This window comes from Paracoccus sp. MA, assembly GCF_020990385.1.
Classification (GTDB): domain Bacteria; phylum Pseudomonadota; class Alphaproteobacteria; order Rhodobacterales; family Rhodobacteraceae; genus Paracoccus.
The window spans coordinates 1,022,258-1,036,174 of sequence record NZ_CP087597.1 but is presented as its reverse complement, the minus strand read 5'-3'; the positions used below and the strand labels follow the sequence as shown (position 1 = coordinate 1,036,174).

Genomic DNA, 13,917 nt, shown 5'->3' with positions numbered 1-13,917 from the left:
TTGCGCCGGATGCGGCCCCCGAAACGAAAAGGGCAGCCCCTCGGCTGCCCTTCGGGGTCACTCCCACTCTATTATAAATAGCGTTAAAAAATACTTTTATTTCAGAGCTGTACGTGGGCAAGCCTACCCGGTACCACGAGAAATACCATGCTCAGCTTTACCATTAAAAAGCTGCGCTTCACGATCTTTCCGATTTCGAGCTATCGCTTCGGAAACAGCTTCACCCTCGCGTAGTCCATACAGCTCGCGAGCGTTAGTCGTTGAGATAAACGCCGGCAGGTCGGTACTTAAGCTCTCATCGTCCAGAAAGGCAGGCTCAAACATCTCCACTTGCTTCCCTTGAGGAGCGAGTTGAGGTAGGCAGCGAATCAGTCCATCGACACTGACACTTCGTAGCTCCCTTGGCTCCATCTTATGAAGCCCACCGCCATAAACTCGACCGCTTCCAAGTAGCTCCTCTGAGGTAATAGCATTGAGAAACTCCCAGATGCTTCGCTTCAGGTCTAAATCAGAATCAAGAAGACTCGCCAAGCTCGGCTTCGGATAAAGAAGTAGATATGTGTTGCAGGCAGTAGCACGCGAGTGATTGAGGAAAAACCGGAAGGGTCGCTTTCCCTCTTTCTGCCTACCCATATACGTACACAGAAAGGGCGCGGCAGGTCGCTTCTCCTGCGCATACCAAGGTGAGCGTGAACGACATAGGTAGCCTTCTGCAACAGGCTTTTCACCAACGGTTCCCTTGTCGAGATAGGCTTTCAAGGCGGGATATCGACATGCGATCTCGGACTCCGAAAGACGAGTATCGAGCAAGAAAAGTTGCTTTTCGAGCATCGGAATGCCGTCCTCATCAGCCAGTATCTCATCGTTGGGCAGATAACGGGCACTCGGTAAAACCGGCGTAAAGCATTCGAAAGGCAAGCCCCTCTCATCAATTTGGGAGCGGGTCATTATGAAGAAACTGTTATCGCCCGTTGCCAGGCCGCGCTTCACCTCAAACAAGTCACCAATAGTAGTGCGCCCTTTAGCAGCAGCACCGTCCGCCATCGGGTAACGGGTCCATTTGGGCTCTAGCTGGAGCAAAGCGGCAGAAACTCTTCGCTGCATGGCAGGGGCAGCCAGCGTGCCACCGTAGCTGAAAAGGACCTCATGGTTTTTGGGCGGCTTCGCGTTCCGGAACCACACAACAGCGGATGAGACAAGCGCATCCGCGAACTGCGCGTCGGCCGGATCAAAACGATGAATTTGCAGGAGAGTCACCTTATTTAAAAGGTATTGCTTGACCTGTTTGCCATAATTCACGTCCATAAACTCGCTGGGAATCAACCAACCAGCGACACCCCCCTCCTCCATCCAAGGATGGGATAGCCCCATAAAATAACAGTAAAGACCGGAAAGCCCATTGATCCGGACGCCGCAGGCTGCTTCGGTGCCGAGCTGAAGACGGGTCTTAGTTTCGGAATCAAGATGATGATGCCTTACGTAGGGCGGGTTGCAGATAATGACGTTCGCCCTCTCATGCCTTCCTGGTTGCGCTTGTGTAAAGTCACCAAGCCTCAGGTCTAAGGCATGCTCCTTCCACAATTCTTGAGCAGGGCCATAATAGTGCGAATCGACCTCGAAGCCGGTGGCGCGCTCAATCTGCTCGGCTGGCGTCGTAGCAAGCAAAGCGGAATAGAATGAGCCGGTACCAATTCCGGGGTCGAGAAAACGAACACGCTCACCCGGTGGAAGAAGGTTAACGCCATGGGAAACAATTTCCCTCGCGAGCGTAGTCGGGGTAGCAAACTGGCCCATGCGATTGCGATCTTCAGAGGTTTTCTGTTCATCAAGCAAGGCTTGAAGATTGAGCCGCTTAGCCTCAATCCTATCCCACTCGGTCATAAACCAAACCCCTCCAGATCATCGATACGGTGCTCCCACACCCAATCAATACCTTCAGCAGCCTCGTAACCAAGATAACCACTATCGAAGTATCCGCACAAAAAGAGGATGAACTCTATCGGTCGTATATGTCCGTAGGTTGCACGGAGCTGGTTGACCTTCTGGGCCTCTTCCTTACGGCGCTTGTTGGTGTTGGTGAAGTCACCTGCAGACTTGGCTTCGATCAACAGCGGATAATCGCCCTTTGTCGCAGACTTCCGCATAACCACAGTGTCAACGGGGATATTAATGCTTGCATCGCCGCCTTCACCGTTGGTTACTGGTATATTCATGCGGAAACTGTAGGTCCCTGGGGGCATAGTGTCGAAAGTGACATTCGACCGTGCAGGGAGCTGGGAATATCCTCGCTCCTCTAGCCAATTAGCGATATAGGCAAGCTGCCTTTGTTCCTGAGCATTGCGGATGATCGGGTTTGCTACAGAGCCACAAAGACGGTCGGCAACGATGGTAGCAGCGCGATGGATTTCGACTTCAGTCGCTGGGGCTGAACGCTTCATCCACACAAAAATGTCGGGGTCAGCCAGTCGTTCGATGACGGCTGCCATCTTTACCAGTTCGCGATCAATATCAGCGGCAGCCATCCGAACAGGAAGCTGTTTTTCTTTCTCCATCCTTTTGACCATACTGCTGGACACGCCTGCCAGCCCGATAAGTCTATCCACAGCTAATGGGGGGCAAGTTGACATCCGCAAAGTCGGCAGGACACCCGGCCATTTGCGAAGAATTTCAGGACGAATGTTGGTCAAGTTCTCGGTAGACTTAAGAGTCTCCTCGACGTCCTTAGTGGTCTGGATACGAGTTTCCCTAAAGGCAGTCGGCGCGAAATTTATGAACCAGTCATTGTACATATCAACTGAACGCGCTATGTCAGCCTTCCAGAGATGAGGCTTATCAAGGTTAACCGGCATTCTGCATCTTCTTAGTCTTTTGATAGGCGTCCCACATGCGCTCAAAGAGCTTGCGAATGGATATTCCCTCACGAACAGCTTCCTCCTTGACCTTCAAGGCCAGGGAGGGAGTCATGCTGACCCCTATGATTTTTCTAGGTTTTATGTTGTCGGCCATAGGCACCTCTCAAATATATCTAATCGGACCTTGAGGCATTGTCGACAAGTCGACTCGGCAGGTCAACGAGATTCAGGAAAAAGAGGCGCGTCGGTCACACCTCCCGCTTAGTGTTGCCGTCGCTTTCACCGCCCAAGCTATTACCGCCAAAGGAATGCGAGCTTTCACGGATCGTAGATGCCAAACGACCACCGACTGTATCAGCCACACGTTCTTTGAATTTCTCAGCCATCATCGAGCCAGCGCCCTTGACCAAATTTCCGACTGCCCCCGCAGAAAGGCTTGCTGCCTGTTTGATGCCGCCACCAGGGCTGCCGGCGTTACCACCAAAGCCAGCCGCTTGAGCAAACGGTGTACTGCCGGTATCGCTGCCATCTCCTGAGTTAGCTCCACCGCTACCAACACTGCTGCTCGACATTCCTCCCATGCTGGGCATGTCGCCTCCGCTCGACATCGAGGCTTGTGCCTTATCGAACGCCGCCTTGATGGCTGAACCGCCACCCGCCAGGTTTGCAGCACCACCCATGACGGCTGAACCTGCCACGCTTGCTGCGCCCGCTGCCATTCCAGCCGCCCCCATAACGGCACCTACCGCAGCTCCAGTACCGAAGTTGCCGATGCCGCCGGCAGACCCGATGCTGGACCCGGTGACAATTCCGGCTACCATCGGTGGCACCCGGTTAACCAGTGACAACAACGCCATGCAGAACACCAACATGACGCCCAGCTCTTCGAAGTTGAGCACGTTCTGGTTCATCCTGGTGTAGAAGGTCGACAGCATGTCGTTACCAATGCCAACCAGCAGCACCATGGTGATGATCTGAACGGCAACGCCAAGGACGGTCTTGTAGTAGTTGATCGCCATGTCTGAAGTCCAGCGCGATCCGCCGAACCCCAGGAAGAAGATGCCCGCGTAGGCCATTAGCCAGGCCGCAACAAGCATCAGCAGCATGTTGACGGCGACCAGACCCAGAAGAAGCATAATCGCCGCGCTTAGCACCGCACCCACCAGGCTATCGACCGGCGACCAAGCTGATAGGTTGTTGACGGCTTGCTTCCAGATCATAAAGCCTACGTCGACGATGCCGGACGGCGTGACCGAGGACACGCCAGCCGCCTGCTCACCGATTCTGGCCAATGATTGGATGATCGAGTTGGCAAACGCCGGCCCATTGACCAGCAGCCACCAGAAGAAGCCAGTGAAGATGATGAAACGGACCAGCTCCGCGAAGAACTCGCCAATGTCTGCTTTGCGCAAGGCCATCATTCCGAACGTCCAGACCATCGAGATCACCACCAGCGTCCAGAACAGCCACGACGCAGCATCGATAATCACGTGCTGCCAACTGGCTGCTCGGGTGGCGTAATCGGTTACTACCTGGTCGAGAATCCCTTGGTTGGTCAGGTTTGCACTGGCGAGGCTCGAATGCAGCACCAGGACCCCGCCGCTCAGGATTGCTCTAGTCATGGTCTTCATCAGTTGCCCTCCCGATGTTGCGGCTCGGTCAACTCCAGCCAGTTAAGCGGCTGCTCTGTGGGGGCAATGCCGCTGCCTGCCGGCCGGCGCGAGCACAACCCGGCAAATGTCTCCCGAGTTGTCTTGTCCTGGATCTTCATGATCTCTCCCATCTGGCAGTTGGCATCGTTCACCTCCGGCATGGTCGGGGCGGGTGGGGTGTTGTCGCAGCCAGTGATGGCGAGAAGGAAGCCTGCCAGCATCGGAATAGTTAATTTGTTCATGGGTGCCTCTCCTTGTCAGCGGGCCAGTTCGAGCCAGTTCTTGGGACTGTTGGTCGGCGCTATCCGCGATTCGGTGGAAGCGGCATGGGCAGCCTGTTGTTTCGCATCGAGGTCGGCCTCGGCTTGCATCCGTGTTGCAATGACCTGGTGCTGTGCAAGCAACATGGCACGCATCTGCAAGAGCTGATTGGCCTGCTGGCTGGCAAGCTGGTTGGCATAGCCGAGGGCCTGCATTTGTCCGTCCGCACCCTGCGCGCTGTGCTGGAGACGTTCCAGTGTGCGGGCGTCTGATTGCAGCGCATCTTGCTGCTGTTTCAGGGTATGGAACAGGTCATCATTGGCGCGCTTCTGGCTTTCGCTCCCCAGACTGTCAATCGGCACGCAACTTTGACCCCCTTTCGGCGCCCAATAATGACCCCGCTTGGTCAGCACGGGTAGCTGGCCCGATGCGGTGTAGCCTCCATACAGCGCAACCGGATCGGGCCAGCGGCGTCTCGGTCATTCCCGCGTCTTGAAGCGCCAGCTCTCGTTGCCGGTCTCGACGATGTCACAGTGATGGGTCAGTCGGTCGAGGAGCGCCGTTGTCATCTTCGCGTCTCCGAAGACGGTCGGCCATTCGCCGAAGTCGAGGTTCGTCGTCACGATGATCGAGGTGCGTTCGTAAAGGCGACTGATGAGGTGGAACAGGAGCTGGCCACCCGTCTGGGCGAACGGCAGATATCCCAACTCGTCGAGGATCAGGAAGTCGAGGCGGCACAGGAGATCCGCAGTGCGTCCCTGTCGGTCGGCGCGGGCTTCGGCGTCCAGCTTGTTCACCAGGTCCACGACGTTGAAGAAGCGGCCGCGCTTGCCACGGCGGATGCAGGCCCGGGCGATGCTGACGGCAAGGTGGGATTTGCCGGTCCCGGTGCCGCCGATGAGGACGACGTTACGCTGATGCTCGAGGAACTCTCCGGAGGCCAGATCGCGCACCAGCGTTTCGTTTACGGGCGTGTCTTCGAAGCTGAACTCGTCGACTTCCTTGGCCAAGGGCAGCTTGGCGATGGTCATCTGGTATTTGATCGAGCGAGCTTGTTTCTCGCTGATCTCGGCGTTCAGCAGGTCGCCCACGATTTGCTGCGGTTCGTGCTGTCGCTTCACCGCCGTGGCGATGATCTCATCGTAGGCGGCCTTCATGCCGTAGAGCTTCAACTGGCCCATCGCGTCCAGCACCTGTGATCTTTCCATGGCGGGGTCTCCTGAGGCTGTCGTAGCGTTTGCAGTCGGCCACGGGCTCGCAGGTCAGGCGCAACGCGTCCGGCGTGGCGATGGTCAACGGAGGTGGTGGCTCGCGATGTCGGGCCAGGATGTTCAGAACGACCGATGCCGCCGGGGCGCCTTCGGTCAGGGCCTCGACGCAGGCAGCCTCGACGGCTTCCAGTCCATCCGTTGGGATCATGCTCAGGATCTGGACCATCTGACGGTCACCGTTCGGCACGCGCCCCAGCTTACGCTGGACGCGTCGTATCGCCGGCGGCAGTTCCCATTCCTTGAAGGGAGCGCCGTTTCGAAGGGCGCCGGGCTTGCGGGCCAGCACCGGGATGTAGTGCAGCGGGTCATAGATGGCCTTGTCGCGCCCGAAGGCGCGGTCGTGCCGGCCGACGATCTTGCCGTCCTGCCAGACCTCGACCCGCTCGGCATAGGCGCGGATCTCGACCGGACGGCCGACGGCGCGACCATCGACCGAGTAGCGGTTCTTGTCGAACCTAACGAGGCAGGTCTTGGACACCGAGGCCGGCACGGCATGGAATCCGTCGAAAGGGCCGACGTAGGGCACCAGGCTCGCCCGCTCATCCTGGAACACGTCCCAGATTGTCCGATCACGCAATTCCTGGTGCGGATGGGCCTTGGCCCAGGCAATACAGCGATCCTGAAGCCAGGCGTTGAGTTCCGCGTAGCTCTTGAAGCGCGGCCGCGGCACGAAGAACCGCCGCCGGACAACGCCAACCTGGTTCTCTACTTGTCCCTTCTCCCAGCCGGACGCGGGGGTGCAGGCGACGGGATCGACAAGGTAGTGTCCGCACATCTGCTGGAACCGGCGATTATACGCGCGGTCGCGGCCGACGAAGATCGTGTCCACCGCCGTCTTCATGTTGTCGTAGATCCCACGCGCACAGGCGCCGCCGAAGAAGGCAAAGGCCTTGTCATGGGCATCGAACACCATTTCCTGCGTCTCTCGCGGGTAGGCCCGGACGAATAGCATCCGGCTATGACAAAGCCGGACGTGAGCCACCTTCACCGTGGTGGTCACGCCGTCGATCAGAACGACCTCGTGACTCCAGTCGAACTGGTAGGCTTCACCCGGATCGAAGCTCAGTGGCACATAGGCGGCGGCTGACGCTTCCTGCTCCGCCTGCGACCACGAAGCCGCATAGCGTCGGACCGCGTCGTAGCCGCCGTCATATCCGAGGGCCCTGAGCTCTTCGAAAATCCGGATGCGGGTCAGCCGCTCGCGCTTCGGCTTGCGCGCATTCGCCGCCAGCATCTCGTCGAGCTTGCCTTTCCAGGGACCGATCTTCGGCTGCGGTTGGACGGTTCGCTCGTAAGTCATCTCCGTTGCGCCGGACCGGATCACCTTCCGAACCGTGTTCCGCGATACCCGCAGCTCTCGGCAGATATGCTTGATCGACTTCTTGTCCTGGAAATACGCCCGGCGGATCTTCGCAATCGTCTCCACAACCAGCATCCCACACTGTGCCCCCCGATAGCCTCGGAGGCATCATGACCATCAGCGTAAGGGGGTCATTTTTGGAAGCCGATTACCCCGTTACGGGGTCAATTTTGCACGCCGGTTCACAGAGTAGTTGTAACGAAAGGAGATCGAGCCGGCTGGAGTCACAGCCGCATAAAGACCATCCCGATCATTCACCTTGTAGAGCTTGTCCCGAGGCTTGAGGTTGCGCAGCTTGGTATCAGTCAGCATTGTCCTTCTCCTTTCTCAATTTTGATACCATGCTGAAAAACACCGAAAAAACGCGCCATTTCTCCATATAAAACAATGGGTTATTAAGTTTTGATACCATGCTCTCACAAAAAACTTCAGCATGGTATCGGCATCTGCCATGGTATCGCCAGCCGATAGTACCAGCTTTAATGCCATGCTCAAGCGGTGCTTGACACTTCCTTCTGTTGCCAGACCCTGCCAGAATAAAATACAAAAAAGCCCGCAGTTACGCGGGCTTCAGAGCATTTTATGCCGTCAGGTGCCTGACTTTGCCAGACGCCGGATCATTCCCACTCGATGGTGCCCGGCGGCTTCGAGGTGATGTCATAGGTGCAGCGGTTGATGCCCTTGACCTCGTTGATGATCCGCGTCGCGGTCTCGCCCAGGAACTCGTGGCTGAACGGATAGTAATCCGCCGTCATGCCGTCCACCGAGGTCACCGCCCGCAGCGCGCAGGCATAGTCATAGGTGCGCCCGTCGCCCATCACGCCCACGGTGCGCACCGGCAGGATGGCGACGAAGGCCTGCCAGATCTCGTCGTAAAGCCCGTGCTTGCGGATCTGGTCGATGAAGACCGCATCGGCCTTGCGCAGGATGTCCAGCTTGTCGCGGGTGATCTCTCCGGGGCAGCGGATGGCGAGGCCGGGGCCGGGGAAGGGGTGGCGGCCGATGAATTTCTCGGGCAGGCCCAGCTCGCGGCCGAGCGCGCGCACCTCGTCCTTGAAGAGCTCGCGCAAGGGCTCGACCAGCTTCAGCCCCATCTTCTCGGGCAGGCCACCGACATTGTGGTGGCTCTTGATGGTGACCGAGGGGCCGCCCGAGAAGCTGACCGATTCGATCACGTCCGGGTAAAGCGTGCCCTGGGCCAGGAATTCCGCGCCCTCGATCCCGCTCGCGTATTTCTGGAACACGTCGATGAACAGCTTGCCGATGGTCTTGCGCTTGACCTCCGGGTCGGCGACGCCCTCCAGCGCGGACAGGAACAGCTCGCTCTCGTCGGCATGGATCAGCGGGATGTTGTAATTGTCGCGGAACATGGTCACGACTTCCTCGGCCTCGTTCAGCCGCAAAAGCCCGTGATCGACGAAGACGCAGGTCAGCTGGTCGCCGATCGCCTCGTGGATCAGCACCGCGGCGACCGAGCTGTCGACGCCGCCCGAAAGCCCGCAGATGACGCGCTTGTCGCCCACCTGCTCGCGGATCTTGCGGATCGCCTCCTGGCGATAGCTGGCCATGGTCCAGTCGCCGGTAAAGCCGGCCATGCGCACGAAATTCTCCAGCATGCGGCGGCCGTTCGGGGTGTGATGCACTTCGGGATGGAACTGCACGGCGAAGAATTTGCGCGCTTCGTCCGCGATCATGGCGAAGGGAGCGTTGGGCGAAGTGCCGATGACCTCGAAACCGGGCGCGAGCTGCGTCACCCGGTCGCCGTGGCTCATCCAGACTTCCTCGCGGCCGGTGTCGAACAGGCCGGCGAAGATGCCGTCGCCCTTGTGGCCCTCGGCGGGTGCGATGAAGGCGCGGCCGTATTCGGCGTGATGGCCCGATTCGACGCGGCCGCCCAGCTGCTCCATCATCACCTGCTGGCCATAGCAGATGCCGAAGACCGGGACCTGCAGCTCGAACAGGCTCTGCGGCGCGCGCGGCGAATCCGCCTGGGTGACGGAGGCGGGACCGCCCGACAGGATCACGGCCTGCGGGCCGAAGTCTTTCAGGAAGGCGTCGTCCACCGCGTTGAACGGGTGGATTTCGCAATAGACGTTCAGCTCGCGCAGGCGGCGCGCAATCAGCTGCGTGACCTGGGAGCCGAAATCGATGATGAGAAGGCGCTGATGCTGGGTCATGGCAAGGCTTTAGGCCGCGGCAATGCGCTTCGCAAGAGGGCTGACGCATCGCCGGCTGCAGCGCCGCCGGGGGTATTTGAAAAACAGAGAAGGCCGGCCGTCGCGCCTCTACCGACGGTGCGGTCCAGTCGGGGCCAGTCGTCTTCTCTGTTTTTCAAATACCCCCGGCAAGAGCTGCCACCGGCACCTTCAGCGCCAGAGATGCCCCAAGGCTTCGACCGGATCCGGTTCCGCCCAGATCTCTGCCCCCAGGGCGATGAAGTCGGTCAGCGGCGCCAACTGGCCGATCAGCGCCGGGGTCAGGGCGCCCTCGGCGACCACCGGGATCTCGATCATCTCGGACCACCACTGGAACAGGTCCAGCGGCGCCGTCTCGCCCTGGCCGAGCGCCGTGGCGCCGCAGGGGCCGAAGCTGACGTAATCCGCCCCGGCCTCGGCCGCGTTCATGCCGTCATGGCGCGAGGTTCCGCAGAAGGCGCCGACGATGGCGTCCTGGCCCAGCTCCTTGCGGGCATGGCGCACGCCGCGCGCGCCGTTGCTCAGGTGCACGCCGTCCAGCCCGTGGCGTTGCGCCAGCTGCACATGGTCCTCGATCACCACCGCCACGTCGCGGGCATGGGCGATCTCGCGCGCGAGATCTGCGATGCGGCCCAGCTCCTCCTCGGTGCCGGCGCCGGGGATGCGCAGGCAGGCGACGGGAAAGCGGTCCATGACCTCGGCCAGCATCGGCCCCAGCGTCGAGGCGGCAGCGCCGACCGGGGTGATCAGGTAGAGTTGCGGCGTGTTGGGCTGGTCTGTCATGGCGCTGTCATCCCTCGTGTTCCGTCCGCAGATAGCGCAGCGCCGCGCGCCTTGCCAGTAGGTCTGCGGAAGGATATGGCCGCGCGCATGGAACCCGCGATCATTCTCGTCCGCCCGCAGATGGGCGAAAACATCGGCGCGGCCGCGCGCGCCATGCTGAATTTCGGCCTGACCGACATGCGGCTGGTGGCGCCGCGCGACGGCTGGCCGAACCCGCGCGCCGTGGCCATGGCCTCGGGCGCCGCCGGCCGGGTGCTGGACCGGGCGCGGGTGTTCGCCACGCTGGCCGAGGCCATGGCGGACGTGGATCACGCCTATGCCACCACCGCGCGCGGGCGCGAGTTGACCAAGCCGGTCCTGACCCCGGCCACGGCCATGGCCGATGCCCGCGAGCGGGTGGCGCAGGGCGGCCGGGTGGCGGTGATCTTCGGTCCCGAGCGCGCCGGGCTGGAGAACGAGGATGTGGCGCGGGCCAATGCCATCATCACCGTGCCGGTCAATCCCGCCTTTCCCTCGCTGAACCTGGCGCAGGCGGTGCTGCTGACCGGTTATGAATGGGCGCAGGACAGCCTGCCGCCCCAGCCCGCCCCGCAGGGCCGCCGTCCCGATGGCGAGGCGCCCGCGACGCGGCTCGAGATCGAGCGTCTGGCCGATCACTGGGAGGAGCGGCTGGTCGAGGCCGGCTTCTTCTTCCCGCCCGAGAAGGCGCCGGCGATGAAGCTGACGCTGCGCAACCTTTGGTCGCGCCTGCCGCTGACCCGGGCAGACACGCGCATCTTCCACGGCATGCTGCGGCAGTTGATCCGTCGCGGCTGATTGATTTCCGGGCGCGCGCGGGCCAAGGTCGCGCCCGATCGAGAAGGAAGCTGACATGGCAAGACGTCCCGTCTTTCAGGAAGTCACCGAGACGACCCCGCAGAGCACGCCGCCCGCAGGCGGCATGATCGACGCCGGCAACAAGGGCGCGCGCGGCGCGATCCGCATCTGGCTGATCGTGCTGTTTGTCATGGTCGCGGCGATGATCGCGCTTGGCGGCGCGACGCGGCTGACCGGCTCGGGCCTGTCGATCACCGAATGGAAGCCGGTGACCGGCGCGATCCCGCCGATGGACGCCGCCGCCTGGCAGGCCGAGTTCGACAAATACCGGCAGATCCCGCAGTTCCAGCTGGTCAATTCCGACATGGACCTGGCCAGCTTCAAGCGGATCTACTGGTGGGAATGGTCGCACCGGCTGCTGGGGCGGCTGGTGGGGCTGGTCTGGGCGCTGGGTTTCCTGTTCTTCCTGGCGACGAAGCGCATCCCCGCGGGCTGGACGCCGCGGCTGCTGTTGCTGGGCGTGCTGGGCGGCGCCCAGGGGGCCATCGGCTGGTGGATGGTGCATTCGGGCCTGTCGGGTGAGATGGTGCGGGTGGCCTCCTATCGGCTGGCGACGCATCTCGGGCTGGCCTTCGCCATTCTCGGGCTGATCGCCTGGTATGTGCTGGCCCTGTCGCGCTCCGAGGCGGCGCTTCTGCGCGCCCGGCGGGCGGGCGAGGCGAAGCTTTTCTCGATGACCACCGGGCTGATGCACCTGGCCTTCGTCCAGATCCTGCTGGGGGCGCTGGTCGCGGGGATCGATGCCGGGCGCATGTATACCGGCTGGCCGACCATGGGCGGAGAATGGATTCCGTCGGCGATCTGGGACGCGGCCCTGGGTTGGCGGAATTTCTTCGAAAACCCGGCTCTGGTGCAGTTCATCCACCGCATGACCGGCTATCTGCTGGCGATTTTCGCCGTGGTGGTGTTCCTGCGCGCCCGCCGCTCGCCGCATCCGGTGACGCGCGGCGCCTATGCCGCGATGCTGGCCGCCTTGGCGGTGCAGGTGCTTTTGGGCATCATGAACGTGCTGCACGCCTCGCCGCTGCCTTTGGCACTGGCGCATCAGATCGGAGCCGTGGCACTGTTTACGCTGATCCTGCGCGCGCGCCACCATGCGCGCTATCCTTTTGAAACCTCGGTCCGGGGGACTGTCCGATGAGCGCCTTCGACGAACTTCTCGCCTTCCAGCGCCAGACCGAGGCGCTGTCCTCGGTTGCCGAGCGGCTGGCCTGGGACCAGGAAACCGTGATGCCGCGCGGCGCCGTCGAACAGCGCGCCGAGGAAATGGCGGCGATGGAATCGGTGCTGCACGAGCGGCGCACCGATCCGCGCCTGGGCGAATGGCTGGACCAGGCCGAGCCCGAGGATGACGAGGATGCCCGCATCATCGAGCTGATCGCGCGCGATCATCGCCGCGCCTCGCGCATTCCCGCGCGGCTGGCGACGGAACTGGCGCGGCAGACCTCGCTGGCGCAGGGCATCTGGGCCGAGGCCCGTGCCAAGGACGCGCCCGAGGATTTCCTGCCGGTGCTGAACGACATCCTGATGCTCAAGCGCGAGGAGGCGGCGGCGCTGGCCGATGGCGGCGATCTCTACGACGCGCTGCTGGACGATTACGAGCCGGGCACCACCCAGGCCGAGATCGCGCGGCTTTTCGACGCGATGCGGCCGCGGCTGGTGGCGCTGCGCGAGGACGTGCTGGGCGCCGACTACCAGCCGCAGCCGCTGACCGGGCATTTCCCGCAGGAAACCCAGCTGCGCCTGGCCCGCACCTGCGCCACCGCCTTCGGCTACGACTGGACGCGCGGGCGCATGGACATCGCCGTCCACCCGTTCAGCTCGGGGCGCTGGCAGGACAGCCGCATCACCACCCGGGTGGTCGAGACCGACCCGTTCAATTGCCTTTATTCCACCATCCACGAGGTCGGGCATTCCAGCTACGAGCTGGGCATCGACCCCGATTATGCCTTCACGCCGCTGGGCCGCGGCGTCTCGATGGGCGCGCATGAAAGCCAGAGCCGGATCTACGAGAACCAGATCGGCCGCAGCCGCGCCTTTACCGGCTGGCTCTACCGGCGCATGTCGGATGCCTTCGGCGGCCTGTCGCTGCCGGACGCGGATGCCTTCTATGCCACGGTGAACCGCGTCACGCCCGGCTTCATCCGCACGGAATCCGACGAGGTGCAATACAATCTGCACATCATGCTGCGCTTTGATATCGAACGCGACCTGATCGCCGGGCGGCTGGATGTCGAGGATCTGGTCGAGGCCTGGAACGCCCGTTTCCTCAAGGATTTCGGCGTCGCGGTGGACCGGCCGGCCAATGGCGTGTTGCAGGACGTGCATTGGGCTGTGGGGCTGTTTGGCTATTTCCCCACCTATGCGCTGGGGAATGTCTATGCCGGCTGCCTGCATGCCGCGCTGCGCGCCGCGGTCCCCGATCTCGACGAGGCGCTGGCGCGCGGCGAGGCCGACCCGGCGGTGGAATGGCTGCGCGAGAACATGCAGCGCCATGGCGGGCTTTATCCGCCGCGCGAGCTGATCGAGCGCGCTACCGGCGCCGATGTCAGCGAGAAGCCGCTTCTCGACTACCTGGAGGAGAAATTCTCGGCCATCTACCGGCTTTGAGCTTGGGCTAGAGTATTTGGAAAACGGTGAAGGAGGGCCGCAGCGCCTTGGCTTTCA

General features: G+C 61.7%; 12 protein-coding genes and 2 pseudogenes. 3 read left to right on the top strand and 11 right to left on the bottom strand.

Features of this window, described 5'->3' with window-relative positions; all coding sequences use genetic code 11:
* Positions 1–123: 123 nt before the first annotated feature.
* From LOS78_RS05050 to LOS78_RS05000, 11 genes and pseudogenes are all read right to left on the bottom strand, one after another.
* Complete coding sequence (locus tag LOS78_RS05050) at positions 124–1,881, bottom strand: Eco57I restriction-modification methylase domain-containing protein (RefSeq protein WP_230375909.1); 1,758 nt, start codon at positions 1,879–1,881, stop codon at positions 124–126.
* Positions 1,878–2,849, bottom strand: coding sequence for a XamI family restriction endonuclease (locus LOS78_RS05045; protein ID WP_230375907.1), 972 nt, complete (start codon positions 2,847–2,849; stop codon positions 1,878–1,880). Before LOS78_RS05045 ends, LOS78_RS05050 begins: the two co-directional genes overlap by 4 nt.
* On the bottom strand, positions 2,839–3,006 hold the full coding sequence (locus LOS78_RS05040) for a hypothetical protein (protein WP_230375905.1): 168 nt from the start codon (positions 3,004–3,006) through the stop codon (positions 2,839–2,841). Before LOS78_RS05040 ends, LOS78_RS05045 begins: the two co-directional genes overlap by 11 nt.
* 94 nt (positions 3,007–3,100) lie before the next feature.
* Positions 3,101–4,483: a P-type conjugative transfer protein TrbL gene (gene trbL, locus LOS78_RS05035; RefSeq protein ID WP_230375904.1), complete on the bottom strand. Its 1,383-nt coding sequence runs from the start codon at positions 4,481–4,483 to the stop codon at positions 3,101–3,103.
* Positions 4,483–4,746 (bottom strand): entry exclusion lipoprotein TrbK, encoded by a 264-nt coding sequence (gene trbK / locus LOS78_RS05030; RefSeq protein WP_230375903.1) that lies wholly within the window; start codon positions 4,744–4,746, stop codon positions 4,483–4,485. Before trbK ends, trbL begins: the two co-directional genes overlap by 1 nt.
* Before the next feature lie 15 nt (positions 4,747–4,761).
* A pseudogene (locus LOS78_RS05025) lies at positions 4,762–5,121 on the bottom strand (conjugal transfer protein TrbJ); the annotation flags it as partial.
* A gap of 123 nt (positions 5,122–5,244) precedes the next feature.
* Positions 5,245–5,973 carry an IS21-like element ISPkr1 family helper ATPase IstB gene (gene istB / locus LOS78_RS05020; protein WP_024843951.1) on the bottom strand — a complete coding sequence of 243 codons (729 nt, stop codon included), beginning with the start codon at positions 5,971–5,973 and terminating at the stop codon, positions 5,245–5,247.
* Complete coding sequence (gene istA, locus LOS78_RS05015; RefSeq protein ID WP_028717560.1) at positions 5,903–7,471, bottom strand: IS21 family transposase; 1,569 nt, start codon at positions 7,469–7,471, stop codon at positions 5,903–5,905. The genes istB and istA overlap by 71 nt, the downstream gene beginning before the upstream one ends.
* Before the next feature lie 99 nt (positions 7,472–7,570).
* A pseudogene (locus tag LOS78_RS05010) lies at positions 7,571–7,708 on the bottom strand (Arm DNA-binding domain-containing protein); the annotation flags it as partial.
* Positions 7,709–8,013: 305 nt separating this feature from the next.
* A complete protein-coding gene (gene guaA, locus LOS78_RS05005) occupies positions 8,014–9,573 on the bottom strand; it encodes a glutamine-hydrolyzing GMP synthase (RefSeq protein ID WP_230375902.1) in 1,560 nt (519 codons plus the stop codon).
* 189 nt (positions 9,574–9,762) lie between these two features.
* Complete coding sequence (locus LOS78_RS05000) at positions 9,763–10,374, bottom strand: thiamine phosphate synthase (RefSeq protein ID WP_230375900.1); 612 nt, start codon at positions 10,372–10,374, stop codon at positions 9,763–9,765.
* A gap of 75 nt (positions 10,375–10,449) precedes the next feature.
* On the opposite strand from LOS78_RS05000, the gene LOS78_RS04995 reads away from it, so the two are divergent.
* The 3 genes from LOS78_RS04995 to LOS78_RS04985 are packed head-to-tail and all read left to right on the top strand — an operon-like array spanning position 10,450 to position 13,860.
* On the top strand, positions 10,450–11,190 hold the full coding sequence (locus LOS78_RS04995; RefSeq protein WP_230375899.1) for an RNA methyltransferase: 741 nt from the start codon (positions 10,450–10,452) through the stop codon (positions 11,188–11,190).
* A 55-nt stretch (positions 11,191–11,245) separates the two neighbouring features.
* Complete coding sequence (gene ctaA, locus LOS78_RS04990; protein ID WP_230375898.1) at positions 11,246–12,391, top strand: heme A synthase; 1,146 nt, start codon at positions 11,246–11,248, stop codon at positions 12,389–12,391.
* Positions 12,388–13,860: a carboxypeptidase M32 gene (locus LOS78_RS04985; RefSeq protein WP_028711263.1), complete on the top strand. Its 1,473-nt coding sequence runs from the start codon at positions 12,388–12,390 to the stop codon at positions 13,858–13,860. The genes ctaA and LOS78_RS04985 overlap by 4 nt, the downstream gene beginning before the upstream one ends.
* The last annotated feature ends 57 nt before the right edge of the window (positions 13,861–13,917 follow it).